Source organism: Streptomyces sp. SID5643, assembly GCF_009872555.1.
GTDB lineage: Bacteria > Actinomycetota > Actinomycetes > Streptomycetales > Streptomycetaceae > Streptomyces > Streptomyces iakyrus.
Map to the genome: position 1 here is coordinate 1 of NZ_WWIC01000362.1, position 17,754 is coordinate 17,754.

Annotated in this window: 17 protein-coding genes; 10 read left to right on the top strand and 7 right to left on the bottom strand. The window is 72.0% G+C overall.

Translation table 11 applies throughout. The features are described 5' to 3' along the window. The 5 genes from GTY56_RS38640 to GTY56_RS38660 form a co-directional block, all read left to right on the top strand. The coding region (locus GTY56_RS38640; protein WP_237525234.1) for a class F sortase at positions 1 to 574 on the top strand (574 nt) is incomplete at its 5' end. A gap of 170 nt (positions 575 to 744) precedes the next feature. Then, entirely contained in the window at positions 745 to 2,079 is a 1,335-nt protein-coding gene (locus tag GTY56_RS38645) for an ABC transporter ATP-binding protein (protein WP_161369922.1), read from the top strand. A gap of 121 nt (positions 2,080 to 2,200) precedes the next feature. Continuing rightward, complete coding sequence (locus GTY56_RS38650) at positions 2,201 to 3,589, top strand: aldehyde dehydrogenase family protein (protein WP_161369923.1); 1,389 nt, start codon at positions 2,201 to 2,203, stop codon at positions 3,587 to 3,589. Positions 3,590 to 3,611: 22 nt separating this feature from the next. After that, on the top strand, positions 3,612 to 4,694 hold the full coding sequence (locus GTY56_RS38655; protein ID WP_161369924.1) for a Zn-dependent alcohol dehydrogenase: 1,083 nt from the start codon (positions 3,612 to 3,614) through the stop codon (positions 4,692 to 4,694). Positions 4,695 to 4,887: 193 nt separating this feature from the next. Further along, positions 4,888 to 6,249, top strand: coding sequence for an MFS transporter (locus GTY56_RS38660; RefSeq protein WP_161369925.1), 1,362 nt, complete (start codon positions 4,888 to 4,890; stop codon positions 6,247 to 6,249). Here GTY56_RS38660 and GTY56_RS38665 read toward each other — a convergent pair. From GTY56_RS38665 to GTY56_RS38675, 3 genes are read right to left on the bottom strand one after another with little or no spacing between them, the layout of a single operon-like run. Beyond that, positions 6,238 to 7,200: a DMT family transporter gene (locus tag GTY56_RS38665; protein ID WP_161369978.1), complete on the bottom strand. Its 963-nt coding sequence runs from the start codon at positions 7,198 to 7,200 to the stop codon at positions 6,238 to 6,240. The two genes, GTY56_RS38660 and GTY56_RS38665, sit on opposite strands and share 12 nt — an antisense overlap. 56 nt (positions 7,201 to 7,256) lie before the next feature. Beyond that, positions 7,257 to 7,967, bottom strand: a complete 711-nt coding sequence (locus tag GTY56_RS38670; RefSeq protein WP_161369926.1) for an ArsR/SmtB family transcription factor — start codon at positions 7,965 to 7,967, stop codon at positions 7,257 to 7,259. Between the two features lie 43 nt (positions 7,968 to 8,010). Next, positions 8,011 to 8,664, bottom strand: coding sequence for a TetR/AcrR family transcriptional regulator (locus GTY56_RS38675; protein WP_202511327.1), 654 nt, complete (start codon positions 8,662 to 8,664; stop codon positions 8,011 to 8,013). A 66-nt stretch (positions 8,665 to 8,730) separates the two neighbouring features. On the opposite strand from GTY56_RS38675, the gene GTY56_RS38680 reads away from it, so the two are divergent. From GTY56_RS38680 to GTY56_RS38690, 3 genes are all read left to right on the top strand, one after another. Then, on the top strand, positions 8,731 to 9,882 hold the full coding sequence (locus GTY56_RS38680; protein WP_161369928.1) for an acyl-CoA dehydrogenase family protein: 1,152 nt from the start codon (positions 8,731 to 8,733) through the stop codon (positions 9,880 to 9,882). A 60-nt stretch (positions 9,883 to 9,942) separates the two neighbouring features. Beyond that, a complete protein-coding gene (locus GTY56_RS38685; RefSeq protein ID WP_062925953.1) occupies positions 9,943 to 10,188 on the top strand; it encodes a YiaA/YiaB family inner membrane protein in 246 nt (81 codons plus the stop codon). Positions 10,189 to 10,258: 70 nt separating this feature from the next. Next, positions 10,259 to 10,894 carry a TetR/AcrR family transcriptional regulator gene (locus tag GTY56_RS38690; RefSeq protein WP_161369929.1) on the top strand — a complete coding sequence of 212 codons (636 nt, stop codon included), beginning with the start codon at positions 10,259 to 10,261 and terminating at the stop codon, positions 10,892 to 10,894. Positions 10,895 to 10,901: 7 nt separating this feature from the next. Here the strand turns inward: GTY56_RS38690 and GTY56_RS38695 are convergent, their stop codons facing one another. Further along, positions 10,902 to 11,363, bottom strand: coding sequence for a MaoC family dehydratase (locus tag GTY56_RS38695; protein WP_033311842.1), 462 nt, complete (start codon positions 11,361 to 11,363; stop codon positions 10,902 to 10,904). Positions 11,364 to 11,472: 109 nt separating this feature from the next. Between GTY56_RS38695 and soxR the strand changes: the two genes are divergently transcribed. Continuing rightward, positions 11,473 to 11,937: a redox-sensitive transcriptional activator SoxR gene (gene soxR / locus GTY56_RS38700; RefSeq protein ID WP_161369930.1), complete on the top strand. Its 465-nt coding sequence runs from the start codon at positions 11,473 to 11,475 to the stop codon at positions 11,935 to 11,937. On the opposite strand, the gene GTY56_RS38705 is transcribed toward soxR, so the two are convergent. Continuing rightward, on the bottom strand, positions 11,897 to 12,661 hold the full coding sequence (locus GTY56_RS38705; protein WP_161369979.1) for a 3-keto-5-aminohexanoate cleavage protein: 765 nt from the start codon (positions 12,659 to 12,661) through the stop codon (positions 11,897 to 11,899). The genes soxR and GTY56_RS38705 overlap by 41 nt on opposite strands. A 75-nt stretch (positions 12,662 to 12,736) precedes the next feature. After that, entirely contained in the window at positions 12,737 to 13,339 is a 603-nt protein-coding gene (locus tag GTY56_RS38710; protein ID WP_161369931.1) for a hypothetical protein, read from the bottom strand. A gap of 264 nt (positions 13,340 to 13,603) precedes the next feature. Here GTY56_RS38710 and GTY56_RS38715 point away from each other — a divergent pair, with 264 nt between their 5' ends. Continuing rightward, positions 13,604 to 16,402, top strand: coding sequence for a penicillin acylase family protein (locus GTY56_RS38715; protein WP_161369932.1), 2,799 nt, complete (start codon positions 13,604 to 13,606; stop codon positions 16,400 to 16,402). A 19-nt stretch (positions 16,403 to 16,421) separates the two neighbouring features. Here GTY56_RS38715 and GTY56_RS38720 read toward each other — a convergent pair whose 3' ends face one another. Continuing rightward, entirely contained in the window at positions 16,422 to 17,738 is a 1,317-nt protein-coding gene (locus GTY56_RS38720; RefSeq protein WP_161369933.1) for a serine-threonine protein kinase, read from the bottom strand. Positions 17,739 to 17,754 lie beyond the last annotated feature (16 nt).

A 17,754-nucleotide genomic window follows, 5' to 3' on the forward strand; every position in this document is an offset into this window, starting at 1 on the left:
GCCGCCGCACAACCGCCCCGCGGCCGCCACCCCGCGCCCCGCTCCTCCCAGGCCCGCCGCCCGCGCCCCCGCCCCGGCCGCCCGCAAGTCCCACCGCCCGGCCGGCCTGCGCCCCCTGCCCCGCTCCCCGGCCACCCGGCTCCTCATCCCCTACCTCCGCCTCGACGCACCGGTCATGGGCCTCGGCCTCGACCGTGAACGCCGCCTCACCGCGCCGCCGGACGACGACCCCAAGCTCGTCGGCTGGTACCGGCACGGTGCCTCACCCGGCGAGCAGGGCACCGCCGTGGCCGTGGGGCATCTGGACACGGACAGCGGGCCCGCCGTCTTCGCGGGGCTGACCGAGCTGAAGCGGGGCCGGATCGTCAAGGCCCGCCGCGCCGACGGGCGGATCGCCGTCTACACGGTCGACAAGATCAAGTCGTACGAGAAGGCCGACTTCCCCAGCCAGGAGGTGTACGGCGCCCGGGGCCGCCCCGAGCTGCGTCTGATCACCTGCGGCGGCAGCTACGACCGCAGGAAGGGCTATTCCGGCAACGTGGTCGTCTTCGCCCACCTCACCGGCATCCGCTGAACCGGGCCGTCCGCCTTCTCACCAGATGGACCGAAGCCCCCGATCTTGTCCGGTGTCTTCCCCAGGCCGCACACATTCCGTTAACTTCCGTGACCCAGAGCCCCGTACGACCCGCACGGGGCTTCCGACCGCGGAGCACCAGCGCCCTGATGACCCCTCGGGGGCACCTCATGACACGCGCCATCTCCCTGCACGACGTGAGCAAGGCCTACCCGCGCGGCCCCCGCGTGGTGGACCGGCTGTCGCTGGACATCCCGCCCGGCGAGTTCCTCGTGCTGCTCGGGCCGTCCGGCTGCGGCAAGTCCACCGTGCTCAGAATGATCGCCGGGCTGGAGGAGATCGACGAGGGCAGACTGCTGCTCGACGGCGAGTACGCCAACGACCTGCCGCCGTCCGGCCGGGACATGGCGATGGTCTTCCAGAACTTCGCCCTCTACCCGAACATGACCAGCCGCGCCAACATCGGCTTCCCGCTGCGCATCGAGGACCCTGGCACGGACCCCCGCCCCCGCGTCGACGCCACCGCCCGCATGCTCGGCATCGAGGACCTCCTGGACCGCCTGCCCGGCCAGCTCTCCGGCGGCGAACGCCAGCGCGTGGCCATGGGCCGCGCCATCGCCCGCCATCCCTCCGCCTTCCTGATGGATGAGCCGCTGTCCAACCTCGACGCCAAGCTCCGCACCCATCTGCGGGCGGAGATATCCCGGCTCACCCGGGAACTGGGCGTCACCACGATCTACGTCACCCACGACCAGGCCGAGGCCATGTCGCTCGGCGACCGGGTCGCCGTGCTGCGCGGCGGCGTCCTCCAGCAGGTCGACAGCCCGCGCGCGGTCTACGCGCTGCCCCGCAACGTCTTCGTCGCCGCCTTCATCGGCACCCCGCGCATCAACCTGCTGCGCGGCCTGGTGCGGGCTCCGCTCGACGGGGCGATGACCATCAGCCTGGGCAAGCAGTTCCTCCGCCTGCCCGAACCGCTCTCCCTGGACCACCAGTTGCTGCGGGTCCAGCAGGGGCGCGAGGTCATCGTGGGCCTGCGCTCGGAGGCCGTCAGGATCGCGAAGCACAGCGCGGCCCGCCCTGGTGAGGTGCCGATCACCGGCCTGGTCGAGCACGTGGAGTTCCAGGGGCACGAGATCCTGGTCCACTTCGACACCGGCTCCAGCCCCGCCGTCGTCCCCGACCTGGAGGCCCCGCGCCCCCGGCCCGGCCGCCCCGCCCGGCGGCGCCGCCGCGACGGCTCGGTCCTCACGAGGCTCCGGGAGCGGTCCGGGGCCGGGCGGGCCGGACCCGTGATCGCCCTGGACCACCCGGAGGCCCCCGCCCCCACGACCGCCGAAGCGCGCCTGCCCGGCGACCTCATCGTCCGCACCACCCCGGAACTGGCGCTGCGGCACGGCATGCAGGTACCGCTCCTCGTGGACCTCGCCCACCTCTTCGTCTTCGACCAGCACGGCGACCGGATCTGTCCGCACCCGGACCGCCTGCCCGACCTGGGGGAGTGAGGAGCGGCACAGCCGGACGTGGCCGTCCGCGTGCTCTGATGACCGGTGGTGTCTGGCGCCAGAAAACTATCGTCGCTAGTTTATGTGTCGGACGACGACGCCCCGCCCCGGAGGAAGCGCGATGAAGGCACACGACGGCATGTACATCGACGGCGCCTGGCGCCCCGCCGCCGGCCAGGACGTGATCGAGGTCGTGAACCCGGTCGACGAACAGGTCATCGGCACGGTCCCGGCGGGCACCGCCGAGGACGTCGACGCCGCCGTACGGGCCGCCCGCGCAGCCCTGCCGGACTGGGCCGCGACCCCGCCCGCCGAGCGCGCGTCCCGTCTGGCCGCCCTCCGGGACGTGCTCGTGGCCCGCGCGGACGAGATCGCCGAGACGGTCACGGCCGAACTCGGCTCGCCCCTGAAGTTCTCGCAGGCCGTCCACGCGGGGGTGCCGATCGCGGTGGCGGGCTCGTACGCCGAGCTGGCGGCCGCGTACGCCTTCGAGGAGAAGACCGGCAACTCGGTGGTGCACCACGAACCGATCGGTGTCGTGGCCGCGATCACGCCGTGGAACTACCCGCTGCACCAGATCGTCGCCAAGGTCGCCCCGGCTCTCGCGGCCGGCTGCACGGTCGTCGTGAAGCCCGCCGAGGACACCCCCCTGGTCGCCCGGCTCTTCGCCGACGCGGTGCACGAAGCAGGGATCCCGGCGGGCGTCTTCAACCTGGTCACCGGCCTCGGCCCGGTCGCGGGGCAGGCCCTCGCCGAACACCCGGGCGTCGACCTGGTCTCCTTCACCGGCTCCACCGCCGTGGGCCGGCAGATCGCCGCGATCGCCGCCGGGCAGGTCAAGAAGGTCGCCCTCGAACTCGGCGGCAAGTCCGCCAACGTCATCCTCCCGAGCGCCGACCTGGCCAAGGCGGTCAACGTCGGGGTCGCCAACGTCATGTCCAACTCCGGGCAGACGTGCAGCGCCTGGACGCGGATGCTGGTCCACCGCGACCAGTACGACGAAGCCGTCGAGCTCGCCGCTGCCGCCGCCGCCAAGTACGGCGACCGCATCGGCCCGGTCGTCAATGCCAGGCAGCGGGACCGGGTCCGCGGCTACATCGAGAAGGGCGTGGCGGAAGGCGCCCGCCTGGTCGCGGGCGGCCCCGAAGCCCCCCGCGACCAGGGCTACTTCGTCGCCCCGACCGTCTTCGCGGACGTCACCGAGGACATGACCATCGCGCAGGAGGAGATCTTCGGCCCGGTCCTGTCGATCCTGAGGTACGAGGACGAGGACGACGCCCTGCGCATCGCCAACGGCACGGTCTACGGGCTGGCCGGCGCCGTCTGGGCCGGCGACGAGGCCGAGGCGGTTGCCTTCGCGCGCCGCATGGAGACCGGCCAGGTCGACATCAACGGCGGCCGCTTCAACCCCCTCGCCCCCTTCGGCGGCTACAAGCAGTCCGGTGTGGGCCGCGAGCTCGGCGTGCACGGACTGGCCGAGTACCTCCAGACCAAGTCCCTCCAGTTCTAGAAGCAGGGGAGTCCCTTCCGTCATGGCCGTCCGCGCCGCCGTCCTGCCCGCCATCGGCTCCCCGCTGGAGATCACCGGCATCGACCTGCCCGACCCCGGACCCGGCCAGGTCCGCGTCCGGCTCGCCGCCGCCGGGGTCTGCCACTCCGACCTGTCCCTGTCCGACGGCACCATGCGCGTGCCCGTCCCGGCCGTCCTCGGGCACGAGGGGGCCGGCACGGTCGTCTCCGTCGGGGAGGGCGTCGACCATGTCTCACCCGGCGACGGCGTCGTCCTCAACTGGGCGCCCTCCTGCGGCGCCTGCCACGCCTGCTCGCTCGGCGAGGTGTGGCTGTGCGCCGACGCCCTCACCGGCGCCGCCGACGTCTACGCCCGCACCACCGACGGCACCGACCTCCATCCCGGCCTGAACGTCGCCGCGTTCGCCGAGGAGACGGTCGTCTCCGCCTCCTGCGTGCTGCCCGTCCCCGACGGCGTCCCGCTCACCGACGCCGCCCTCCTCGGCTGTGCCGTCCTCACCGGCTACGGCGCCGTCCACCACTCGGCCCGGGTCCGGCAGGGCGAGACCGTCGCGGTGTTCGGCGTCGGGGGAGTGGGCCTCGCCGCCCTCCAGGCCGCCCGGATCGCGGGCGCCTCGAAGATCGTCGCGGTGGACGTGTCCGCCGAGAAGGAGGAGCTGGCCAGGGCGGCCGGCGCCACCGACTACGTCGTCGCCTCCGACACCACCGCCCGCGAGATTCGCGGCCTCACCGGCAAGCAGGGCGTCGATGTCGCCGTGGAGTGCGCCGGCCGCGCGGTCACCATCCGCACGGCCTGGGACTCCACCCGCCGCGGCGGCCGCACCACGGTCGTCGGCATCGGCGGCAAGGACCAGCAGGTCACCTTCAACGCCCTGGAGATCTTCCACTGGGGCCGCACCCTGACCGGCTGCGTCTACGGCAACTCCGACCCGGCCCGGGACCTCCCCGTCCTGGCCGGACACGTCCGGGCGGGCCGCCTCGACCTGAGCGCGCTGGTGACGGAGCACATCTCCCTGGACGGCATCCCGGCGGCCTTCGAGAACATGCTGGCCGGCAAGGGCGGCCGGGCCCTGGTCGTCTTCTAGACCCCAACCGTCCGCCACCCCGGCCTCCCGCGAGGCCGGGGTCGTCGGCATGCCCGGGCCCACGGTCGATGTCAAGTACAGGTAAAAGTCCTGGTGCGCGACCCGTTGACGTACATACCGTCCGGTCAGTACGTTCCCCGGAACCCGAGCCACCCCCCGTTCCGTCCCCCGCACCCCCCGGAGCGTGCACCACATGGACACGGCACCTTCCGCTCAGCCCGCCACCACCACGCCCGCCGTCGGCAACCGCCGTCGCGTGGCCACCGCGGCGGCGCTCGCCTCGGCCGTCGAGTGGTACGACTACTTCGTCTTCGGCATCGCCGCCGCCCTCGTACTGGGCGACCTCTACTTCCCCGCAGGCAGCACCACGGCGGGCGTCCTCGCCTCCTTCGCCACCTTCGCCGTCGGCTTCCTGGCCCGGCCCATCGGCGGCATCGTCGCCGGACACCTCGGCGACAAGCGCGGCCGCAAGCCGATGCTCGTCCTCGCGCTCACCCTCATGGGCGTCGCCACCACCGGCATCGGCCTGCTCCCGACCTACGAGACGATCGGCGTCGCCGCCCCGATCCTGCTGGTCCTCTTCCGCGTGCTACAGGGCATCGCCGTAGGCGCCCAGTGGGGCGGCGCGATGCTGATGGCCACCGAGTACGCCCCCGAGGGCAAGCGCGGCATATACGGCAGCTTCGTCCAACTCGGCGTCCCCATCGGCGTGGTGAGCGCCAACACGGTGTTCCTGCTGGCCGGCGCGTTCACCACCGACTCCGAGTTCGCGGCCTGGGCCTGGCGTGTGCCGTTTCTGGTCGGCCTGTTCGTCCTCGTGCTCGCCTGGTACATACACACCCGCGTCGAGGAGACCCCCGAATTCCGGGAGGCGGAGAAGAAGCTGGCCGAGAAGGAGAAGGTCGAGCAGTCCTCTCCGCTGCGCACGATCCTGCGCGGCCACCTCGGTACGGTGCTCCTGGCCGGCGGCTCCTTCGCCGTGAACACAGCGACCTTCTACATCATCATCACAGGCGTGCTCGACTACACGACCCGCGAACTCGGCATGAAGAAGAGCGCCGTCCTCATGGTCTCGCTGTGCATCAGCCTCACCCAGCTGGTGCTGATCCCGGCCGCCGCCGCGCTCTCCGACAAGTTCGGCCGCATCCGGATCTATGCGATCGGCGCGGCCGGCATCGCACTGTGGGCCGTGCCGCTCTTCCTGCTGATCGACACCGGCTCGCTGCTGTGGCTCGCGGTCGGCACGTTCGTCGCCAGCTGTTTCCTGAGCATCATGTACGGCCCCCAGGCCGCCCTGTTCGCCGAGCTGTTCACGCCCGAGATGCGCTACACCGGCGCCTCCCTCGGCTACCAGATCGCGGCCGTCGCGGGCGGCGGGCTCGCGCCCTTCATGATGGTGCTGCTCCTGGAGGCTACGGGCACGTCGATGGCCGTGTCCGGGTACATCATCGTGCTCTCGGTGATCGCACTCGTGTCGATCAAGATCCTCGCGGACCGGGCCCGTGCGGCAGAGACGCAGGCCGAGTCCGAGTCGACGGCCGGGTCAGCGAGCTGAGTCCCCGGCCTGCTCGGGCCGCGGCTCCGGAACCGCTCCCGGAGCCGCGGCCCGCGCCGCCGCCTTGGACCGCGACACCGCCACACCCGCCAGGCACAGGGCACCGCCCACCAGCGTGAGCAGCCCCGGTACCTCGCCGAGGAACAGCCACGACATCAGGACGACCAGCGCGGGCGCCGCGTACGTCGTCGCGCCCATCCGGCTCGCGGTCGTCCGTGACAGCGCGTACGCCCACGTCGTGAAGGCGAGGGCGGTCGGGAAGACGCCGAGATAGAGCATGTTGAGCGTCGCGGACGCCGGGGCGTCGCCCGCCTCCTGGACGAGCTGCCCCGCGAACGGCAGGCACAGCACCGCGCCGACCAGGCACCCGAACGTCGTCACCTGCAACGGGCTCGCCGAGCCCAGCGCCGGCTTCTGCGCCACGACACCACCGGCGTACGCGATGGCGGCCAGCAGGCACAGCACCACCCCGAGCACCGAGGAGCCGCCCTCGCCCGACATCGACAGGCCCACCGTCACGGCACCGGCGAACGACACGGCCATTCCCGCCAGCAGCCGCGGCGGCATCGGGTCGCCGAGCAGACGCGCACCGAGCAGCGCGATGAGGATCGGCCCGGTGTTCACGACCAGGGCGGCCGTCCCCGCGTCGACCTGCTGCTCGCCCCAGTTGAGGGCGACCATGTAGAAGCCGAACCACAGCAGCCCCGATATCGCGATCCCGCGCCAGGCCGGGCGCGGCGGCACCCCCTCCCGCCGCAGCAGGCAGATCACCCCCAGCGTCAGCGCCCCGGCCAGCAGCCGCCCGAGCGCCAGCGCGCCCGGGGAGTACGCGTCACCTGCGCTGCGGATCGAGACGAAGGCGGACGCCCACAGCACGACGGTGACCGCCGCAGCACCGGCGGCGAGCAGCTCCGCCCGGCTGCCGGAAGGGGACGGGGAGGTGTTCGGCATCATGCTCCAGAGGCTAGGTCGGCCGGGGCCCGGAGGCTCGCGGATTTCGGACGGGCTCACCGCAGTGCAGCGGCCTCCACCCCCAGCAGGTCGAAGAGGGCGCGTTCACCGGCGGCCGTCACCTTCACGGCCCGCTCCGAGCCGATGCGCACGCACCAGCCCGTGTCCAGGGCGTGCCGGCACAGCGCAGCGCCCGCGACGCCCGCGAGATGGGGCCGGCGTTCGGTCCAGTCGAGACAGGCACGGGCGAGCGGCCGGCGGCTTCGCCGGTCGAGGGCGATACCGGCCGAGACGAACCACTCCATCCCCGCCTCGGTGAGCGAGAACCCCGTCTCCTGCTCCAGCAGCCCGCGGGCCGTCAGCGCGTCGGTGACCGCGATGCCGAGCCGCCCGGCGAGATGGTCGTAGCACGTGCGGCCCCGGGCCATCGCCGACCCGGCGTTCGACTCCCGCAGGGTGCGCGGCCGTACGGCGGTGCCCGGCGCGACCTGGGAGGCGAGGTCCTCCACCAGCTGGGCGATGTGGGCGTCGGCCAGCCGGACGTAGCGGTGCCGGCCCTGCCGCTCCTCGGTGAGCAGCCCGCCCGCGACGAGCCGGCCCAGGTGCTCGCTCAGCGTCGAGGCGGCCACGCCCGCGTGCCGTGCCAGCTCGCCCGCGGTCCAGGCCCGGCCGTCCAGCAGCGCCAGCAGGCACGCGGCCCGGGTCTCGTCCGCGAACAGCGCGGCGAACCGGGCCAGGGCCGTGGCCCGGGGGCCCCTCGTCGTCATGTCCCCAGCCTGGGACACGGACGGTTCGGTGTTCGCCGAAGCGTCACTGCGCCGGGTGCTGCACCTGCTCGTACTGCCGCGCCAGCCCGTCCAGCAGGGCCGTCAGACCGGTCTCGAAGGCGCGCTCGTCGATCTTCTCCTGATGCCCGGCGAGCCGGTGGGCCTGCTGGAGGTGGGGGTAGTCGGCGGGGTCGTAGGCGCTCGCGTCGTCCACGAACCCCCCGGCGAAGGAGCCGAGGGCGGAGCCCATCACGAAGTAGCGCATCAGCGCGCCGATGGACGTGGCCTGCGCGGGCGGCCAGCCCGCGGCGACCATCGCGCCGTAGACGGCGTCCGCGAGGCGCAGTCCGGCCGGGCGGCGGCCGGGGCCGCGGGCCAGCACCGGGACGATGTTCGGGTGGTCGCGCAGGGCGGCCCGGTAGGAGACGGCCCAGTCGTGCAGTGCGGTCCGCCAGTCCCGGCCGTCCTGGAACATCGACAGGTCCACCTGGCCGCTCACCGAGTCGGCGACCGCCTCCAGGATCTCGTCCTTGGTGCGGAAGTGGTTGTAGAGCGAGGGTCCGCTGACCCCCAGCTCGGCGGCGAGCCGCCGTGTGGAGACGGCGGCCAGACCCTCCGCGTCCACGAGCGCGCGGGCCGTCTCGACGATCCGGTCGGTGCTGAGGAGGGGCTTGCGCGGTCGGGCCATGGCGCACATAGTAGGGCTGCGCAGTAAACTAGCAGTGCTAATTAAAATGTCCGGCTTTCAATGGGGTGACCTGTGGTGAATCTGGAGCTCAGCGACGAGCAGAGCGCGGTCCGGCGGCTCGCCAGGGACTTCGTGGAGCGAGAGATCACCCCGCACGTCGTCGCCTGGGACCGGGCCGAGGAGGTCGACCGGGCGATCGTCAAGAAGCTCGGCGAGGTCGGCTTCCTGGGCTTGACGGTCGACGAGGAGTACGGCGGCTCCGGCGGCGACCACCTCGCCTACTGCCTGGTCACGGAGGAGCTGGGTCGTGGCGACTCGTCGGTGCGCGGCATCGTCTCGGTCTCCCTCGGGCTCGTGGCCAAGAGCGTCGCGGCCTGGGGGAGCGAGGAGCAGAAGCGGTGCTGGCTGCCCGGTCTGACCTCCGGCGCGTCGGTCGGCTGCTTCGGCCTGACCGAGCCGGGCACGGGCTCGGACGCCGGCAACCTGGCGACCCGAGCCGTACGGGACGGCGACGACTACGTCATCGACGGCACCAAGACCTTCATCACCAACGGCACCTGGGCCGACGTCGTCCTCCTCTTCGCGCGTTCCACGGACGCCCCCGGCCACAAGGGCGTCTCCGCCTTCCTCGTCCCGGCCGACACGCCCGGCCTGACCCGCCGCACCATCCACGGCAAGCTCGGGCTGCGCGGCCAGGCCACCGCCGAACTCGTCCTGGAAGACGTGCGCGTGCCGGCCTCCGCGTTGCTCGGGGAGGAGGGCAAGGGCTTCTCCATCGCCATGTCGGCTCTCGCCAAGGGCCGGATGTCGGTCGCCGCGGGCTGCGTCGGCATCGCCCAGGCCGCCCTCGACGCAGCCGTGCGCTATGCGGGGGAGCGCGAGCAGTTCGGCAGGACCATCGCCCATCACCAGCTGGTCCAGGAACTGCTCAGCGACATCGCCCTGGACGTCGACGCCGCCCGGCTGCTGACCTGGCGGGTCGCCGACCTGGTCGACCGGGGGCAGCCGTTCGCCGTCGAGTCCTCCAAGGCCAAGCTGTTCGCCTCGGAGGCCGCCGTCCGCGCCGCCAACAACGCGCTCCAGGTCTTCGGCGGCTACGGCTACATCGACGAGTACCCGGCCGGCAAGCTGCTGCGGGACGCTCGCGTGATGACCCTCTACGAGGGGACGAGCCAGATCCAGAAGCTGGTCATCGGGCGGGCCCTGACCGGCGTGTCGGCGTTCTGAGTACGCGTCTGAGTACTTCGGCGGATGTGGCGCGGGCCACGTCCGCCGATGCTTTCCCCCATGAGTGACACACCGGGCAAGCAGCAGAACACGGCCGCCTTCTACGGCCAGGCCGTCGCCTCCTTCGCCGTCGCCATGGCGGCCACCGCGATCGGCATCTACCAGCTGAGCGCCGACGCCTGGGTGCGGGCCTTCCTCGCCATCGCCGTCCTGTACCTGGTCACGTCCTCCTTCACCCTGGCCAAGGTGATCCGGGACCGGCAGGATGGTGCGGCCCCCTCGTACGCCCCCTTCGAAAAGCGCTGAGCGGCCACACTAAGCGCTCGCTCACCTTCGGCGGTATGGTGTTCCTCCTGCCAGTGGAGAGGGGCGAGTGATGAGTACGGCGGAGGAGACGGCCGGCGGCGAGGCGCAGGCGTGGGGCGAGGTCACGCCCGACGCGGCGCGGCGGCTGCTGATCGCCGCGGTGGAGGCCTTCGCCGAGCGCGGCTATCACGCCACGACGACCCGCGACATCGCGGGCCGCGCCGGAATGAGCCCGGCCGCGCTCTACATCCACTACAAGACCAAGGAAGAGCTGCTGCACCGCATCAGCAGGATCGGGCACGAGAAGGCCCTGGAGATCCTGCGGACGGCGTCCCGCCGCGAGGGCAGCGCCACTGAGCGGCTCGCCGACGCGGTGAGCTCCTTCGTCCGCTGGCACGCGGGCGGGCGCACCACCGCGCGGGTCGTGCAATACGAGCTCGAATCGCTCGGGCCCGACGCCCGCGCCGAGATCCTCGCCCTGCGCCGCCAGGTCGACGGCGAGGTGCGCGGGATCATCGAGGAGGGCGCGCGCTCGGGCGAGTTCGAGGTCATCGATGTGCACGGCACCACGCTGGCCGTGCTGTCGCTCTGCATCGACGTGGCACGGTGGTTCAACGTCGACGGGCCCCGGACGCCGGAGCAGGTCGGCGAGCTGTACGCCGACCTCGTGCTGCGCATGGTCGGGGCCCAGGGGCCGACGGCCTGATCCCGCCTCAGAGGTAGTAGCGCGCCACGGACTCGGCGACGCAGACCGGCTTGTCGCCCCCCTCGCGCTCGACGCTGAAGGCGACGGCCACCTGGACGCCGCCCGGCACCTCCTCGACGGCACTGATCGCCGCGGTGGCGCGCAGACGGGAGCCGACGGGGACCGGCGCGGGGAAACGCACCTTGTTCGTGCCGTAGTTGACGCCCATCTTCACGCCCTCGACGGCGATCAGCTGCGGTCCGAAGAGGGGCAGCAGCGACAGGGTCAGGTAGCCGTGCGCGATGGTGGTGCCGAAGGGGCCCGCGGCCGCCTTCTCCGGGTCGACGTGGATCCACTGGTGGTCACCGGTGGCCTCCGCGAAGAGGTCGATCCGCTTCTGGTCGATGTCGAGCCAGTCGGTGTACCCCAGTTGCTCGCCCACCGCCGACTTCAGGTCGTCGACGGACGTGAAGATCCTCGGCTCTGCCATGTCTTCCAGGCCTCTCGTGTGCAGGGGGTCTGCGCGCTCACTGTCTAAGCGACTGCTTAGCATGGTCGGCCGTGCGGGCTGTGTCAACGGACTCGGTAGGGTTCGAGGGGTGCCCCAGATCCCAGAGAAGATCCATGAGCTCACGGTCGGCCAGCTCGCGGCGCGCAGCGGCGCCGCCGTCTCGGCCCTGCACTTCTACGAGTCCAAGGGCCTGATCAGCAGTCGCCGGACCGCGGGCAACCAGCGCCGCTACTCCCGCGACACACTCCGCCGGGTCGCCTTCATCCGGGCCGCGCAACGGGTCGGCATCCCCCTGGCGACGATCCGTGACGCACTCGCCGAACTCCCCGAGGAGCGCACCCCCACCCGGGAGGACTGGGCGCACCTCTCCGAGGTCTGGCGCAGCGAACTGGAAGAACGCATCAAGCAGCTGAACCGTCTCAGGGACCACCTCGCCGACTGCATCGGCTGCGGCTGTCTCTCCCTGGACAACTGCGTCCTGTCCAACCCGGACGACGTCTTCGGCGAACGCCTCACGGGCTCGCGCCTGATGGTCGACCGGGGCGGCCGGTAGCGCCCGGCCGGGCCGCTCCGTACTCCGCGAGACCGGCCGTGACCAGTTCGCCGTTGGAGCCCGCGGGTTCTCCGCCCGGCAGGAACAGGACGTCCTCCAGACCCACCCGGGTGGCCAGGCCCAGCCGCCCCGCGAGCCGCAGCACCGGCCAGGCGCCCCCGTCCTCGCCGTGCAGCAGCACAGGACGGCCGTGCGCGGAACCCAGGCCGGACAACAGCTCCCGTGCCGAGGCGACCGCACCCAGCGGATCCGTGTCCGTCACCTCCGCCAGGACCCGCAGCACCTTCGGTCCGAGCGGCGAGGCGGCGAACCGCTGCGCGCCGTCCGTCCCGGACCAGATGCCGGCCTCCACGCCCACGCCGCGCTCCATGAGCAGCGCGGCCGTCTCCTCCGCCCCCGGCTCGTGCCAGTTGACCGAGGCGTGGTCGGGCAGGGCCGTCCACGCGCGGATCCGCTCCAGCCGGGCGGCGGGGTCCGGCTCCGCCCACGCGCCCGTGGTCACACCGACGGGCACCGGCACCCGCGCCCGGATCGCCGACAGCGTCATCGCGAGCACCCGCGGCGACAACGTGTCCTGTCCGCACGGTGTCTTGGGATGGACGTGGATGTCCCGCGCCCCGGCGGCCACGGCTCCGGCGGCCGAGCCGGCCATCGACTCGGGTGTCAGCGGCACGGCCGCACCGTCAGCGGCCGTCCGCGAACCGTTCAGGCACACCTGCATCATGACGTCGATGGTGCCAGTCACCACCGACAGTGGGGGTGCGGCATCCCCGGCGCACCCCCCGCGCACCCGCATCCGTCAAGCCGACACCAACAACCTCGCCCGCCGGGCGTACGCCAGGGACTCAGGCGTGAGCACGGGGCGCGGCACCAGAATTCCGCAGTCCGTGCAGACCGGACCGGACGAGGGTTCGTGGTCCAGGTCGTACCTCCACGTGAGCTGCTCGCCGCCGCACACCGGGCAGGCCGAGCCCGGTTCGCGCTCCAGCGCGTCGATCAGGCGGCGCAGCACCTCGGCCAGCGGTTCACGGGGATGGACCGCCGGATCGTCGCACCACGCCACACCGAAACCGCCCCAGGTCAGACGGTGCCAGTCGTCCACGCTGCCCGGCCTGCGCAGCCCGTCGTGCTTCTCCTTCTTGCGGCGCTCGGCGAACTCGACCTCGTAGGCCAGCCAGACCGCCCGCGCCTCCTCCAGTTCGTCCAGTGCGGCCACGAGCCGCACCGGATCGGGGGAGCGGTCCTCGGGACCGAACCCTGCCCGGGAGCACAGATGGTCCCAGGTCGCCCTGTGTCCGTAAGGGGCGAACCTCTCAAGGCACTTACGCAGCGAATAGCGTCGCAAGGCCAGATCGCACCTCGGATCGCGGACCTGTCTCGCCAGACTCCGGAAACCGGCCATCGTCCTGCACCTCCGTCACACCTGCACCTGTAATCCGGTCACTTCGGCGTCGTCGAAAGGACGTCGCCGAATAGACGTATCGACAAGCGAATCGGCTCCATCCGATTTCAAATGGCCTCCATAAGCGGCCCCGAGAGGCTCGCGAGTCGACTGCCGTGGTCCGTGTGTCTGTTGTGCCGTCTTCAAAAAGTGACGCTTGTTCATCTTCAAGCCGGGGGATACCGGCGGTAACATCCGGCCCACCCCCGTCGGGAGGAGCCCCCCATGCCACGGCGTGCCCCACGCACCGTTCTCGACAGAATGAGAACTCCCAGCGGAATCCCCGGGTTCCTGAAGACAGCATCGGTATGCGCCCTGATCGCAGGTCTCTTGTCGCCGCTTGCCCCGGCTTCCGCCTCGGAAACAGCTACCGCCCAGGCCACGGCCGCGGCGAACGACCACTGCGGCAACCAGTGTTCGGACATCCTCCCGCCCGGCCAGAACGGCAACGCCACCCTCGCCCAGATCCTCCTCAACCAGGCCTTCGGCACCCAGCCCGAGCACGCCGAGGACCAGCTCGGGCCCTACGCCAACCTCGCCAAGGGCTACCCCGGCCTCACCAACGACAAGATCAACACCTTCTTCAACGACGCCTCCTTCGGGGTCCCCGCCGACCAGGTCGCCTCCAGCCTCAAACCCGCCGGACGCAGTGACGTGACGATCGTCCGGGACAAGAAGACCGGTGTGCCGCACATCACCGGCACCACCCGCTACGGCACGGAGTTCGGCGCCGGCTACGCGGCGGCCCAGGACCGGCTGTGGCTGATGGACGTCTTCCGGCACGTCGGGCGCGGACAGCTGACCTCCTTCGCGGGCGGTGCCCCCTCCAACCAGGGCCTGGAACAGCAGTTCTGGCGGCACGCCCCCTACACCGAGGCCGATCTGCAGGCGCAGATCGACAACGCCGTCGCCACCAACGGCGAGCGCGGGAAGCAGGCCCTCGCCGACGTCAAGGCCTACCTCGACGGCATCAACGCCTACATCGACGCCTCCGACAAGGGGCGTACCTTCCCCGGTGAATACGTACTCACCGGCCACAAGGACTCAGTCACCAACGCCGGCACGATCGAGCACTTCAAGATCACCGACCTGGTCGCGCTGGCTTCCGTCATCGGCGCGCTGTTCGGCTCGGGCGGAGGCGGCGAGGTCAACAACGCCCTCTCGCTCATGGCCGCCCAGGAGAAGTACGGCGTCGCCGAGGGCACCAAGGTCTGGGAGTCCTTCCGGATGCGCAACGACCCGGAGGCCGTCCTCACCCAGCACGCCGGCAGCTTCCCGTACGGGACCAAGCCCGCCGACCCGCAGGGCACCGCCCTGCCCGACGCGGGTTCGGTGAAGCCGGAGCCGCTCGTGTACGACCGCACCGGCAGCGCCACCACGGCCGGTGCGACCGGCGCGTCCGGCCAAGCCGCGAAGACCGCCACGTCGTCCGCCAAGCGCGGCATGTCCAACGCCCTCGTCGTCAGCGGCAAGCACACCGCGAGCGGCCACCCCGTCGCCGTGTTCGGCCCGCAGACCGGCTACTTCGCCCCCCAGCTGCTGCTCCTCCAGGAGATCCAGGGGCCGGGCATCAGCGCCCGCGGCGCCTCCTTCGCGGGCCTCAGCATGTACGTCGAACTCGGCCGCGGCCAGGACTACGCCTGGAGCGCCACGACCTCCGGCCAGGACATCATCGACTCCTACGCCGTCGAACTGTGCCAGGACGACTACCACTACCTGTACCGCGGCACCTGCACGCCGATGGAGAAGGTCGAGCAGAAGAACGCCTGGAAGCCCACGGTCGCCGACGGCACCGCCGCGGGCTCGTACACCATGCGCGTCTGGCGCACGAAGTACGGCCCCGTCGAGTACCGCGCGACGGTCGACGGCAAGAAGGTCGCCTACACCACCCTGCGCTCGTCCTTCCTGCACGAGGCCGACTCCATCATCGGTTTCCAGATGCTGAACGACCCGGACTACGTCAAGGGCCCGGACACCTTCCAGAAGGCCGTGCAGCACATCAACTACACCTTCAACTGGTTCTACGCCGACTCCGAGCACACCGCGTACTACAACAGCGGCGACAACCCGGTGCGCGCGACCGGCGTCGACGCCGAGTTCCCGGCGTGGGCCCGGCCGGCGTACGAGTGGCGCGGCTGGGACCCGGCGACCAACACGGCCGACTACACCCCGCCCTCCGCCCACCCGAACTCCGTCGACCAGGACTACTACGTCTCCTGGAACAACAAGCAGGCCAGGGACTACACGACCGCCCCCTGGGGCAACGGCTCCGTGCACCGCGGCAACCTCCTGGAGGACCGGGTGAAGAAGCTCGTCCAGCAGGGCGGGGTGACCCGGGCCGCCCTCGTGAAGGCCATGGCCGACGCCGGACTGGCGGACCTCCGGGCCGAGGACGTCCTGCCCAAGGTCCTGAAGGTCGTCAACAGCTCACCCGTCACCGACCCCGCCGTCGCGGCGGCCGTGAGCAAACTCCAGGCCTGGACCGCAGCCGGGGCCAAGCGCACCGAGACCGCCGCCGGCTCGAAGAAGTACGCCGACGCCGACGCGGTCCGCATCCTCGACGCCTGGTGGCCCCTGCTCGTCCAGGCCGAGTTCGAACCCGGCCTCGGCAGCGGGCTCTACACGGCCATGACCGCCAACCTCCCCGTCGACGAGTCCCCGTCGGCCGCGCACGGCCCGACCGGATCGCACGCGGGAAGCTCCTTCCAGTACGGCTGGTGGAGCTACGTCGACAAGGACATCCGCGCCGTCCTCGGCGAGCAGGTGAAGGGACCGCTGGCCCGCACGTACTGCGGCGACGGCAGCCTCACCGCCTGCCGGGACATGCTCGTCAGCACCTTGAAGGCGGCGGCCGGCAAGACGGCGGCCCAGGTCTACCCCGGCGACGACGTCTGCGCGGCGGGCGACCAGTGGTGCGCCGACTCGATCAACCACCGCACCCTCGGCGGCATCAAGCACGGCAAGATCAGCTGGCAGAACCGGCCGACCTACCAGCAGGTCGTGGAGTTCACCTCACACCGGTGACGCCCTGCCTGGCGGCGGGTCAGCGGATCCGGCCCGCCGCCAGGACCAGCCGGGCCAGTTCCGGATGCAGGATGTCGCTGTGCGCGCCGGCCGGCGGCCCGCCACGTCTGACCACCGCCGCCGCGTCGACGTTCACGCACCCCGAGGCGGGCAGCTTCGCCTCCAGGGCCCGGGCGAGGGTGTGAGCGCGCGTGCCCGGCACGGCCTGCACGCCGTCGTACCCCATCGCACCCCACGTGGCTCCCAGGACCCGCCCCATGACCGGCTCCGCGGCCGACCGGCTGTCGCCCGCCATCCGCGAGGCCAGCGGATACATCGTCCCCAGGGCCGCGTCGTGCCGGGAGTGGCAGCACACCAGGGGCCCGTCGACGCGGTTCTGCTGCCCCTGGAGCACCCCTCCCGCCCGGGCGTCGTGCGGCAGCCGGGCCGCGAACGCGTAGTGCGAGAAGGCGCCTTGGAGCAGCGTCACCGACTTCACCGTGCGCACGCCCTCGGGCAGGCCCCGCAGCGCGAACGACACCAGCCGCGCGCCGAAGCTGTGTCCGACCAGGTGCACCCGCACCCCCGGGGCGGCCTTCGCGAGCTGCCCGACGACCCGGCCGAGCCCCCGCTCCCCGACGGTCCCCGCGCGCCGCTTCATCGCGTAGTACGTGGCCTGCCGCAGCAGTTCGTGCGCGCCGTCCCAGGGATTGGGGACCCGGAACCCCTGCGGCGCCCCGGACGCCTCCAGCTCCGCCAGCGCCCGCGCGAACTCCTCGCAGGCCGCCGCCGACGACCCGGCGAACATCGCCGGCTCGCTCTGCGGCACACCCTCCGCCACCGTGTCCGCGGCGAACAGCGCCTGCGGCCCGGGCGCCACCACCTCCACCAGCGTCCGCACCAGCCTCCCGAACTCCTCCAGCTCGGCCTCCTCAGGCGGCTGCTGCTCCAGCAGCCGGGCGATCTGGTCGACCAGGATGGCCCGGCCCGGGAACGTGTCCAGCAGGGCGTGCCGCGTGTCCTTGTCCAGCACCGGGCGCCTCGGAAGCCCGGCCGCCACGGCCCTCGGGAAGTCCGGAATCGGCTCGTCGGAGAACCGCATCGCCGGCCACAGCACACCGACATAGCCGATCCGGGCCGCCGGGGCCAGCCGCGGCACGGGTGCGAAGAAGCGGTCGTAGAGACGGGTCGCGCCCGAGCGGTCGGTGTTCCAGCCGTGCGCGAAGACGATCAGGTCGCGCACCCCCCGCTCGCGCACCCCGGCGAGCAGCCGGTCGCGCCGGCGGCCCTCCGGGTCCCCGTCCGCGTCGAAGGCCACTTCCCAGTAGGGAGTCACGCTCATCGCCGGATCCGCCATGACAGGCCCCCTGGTC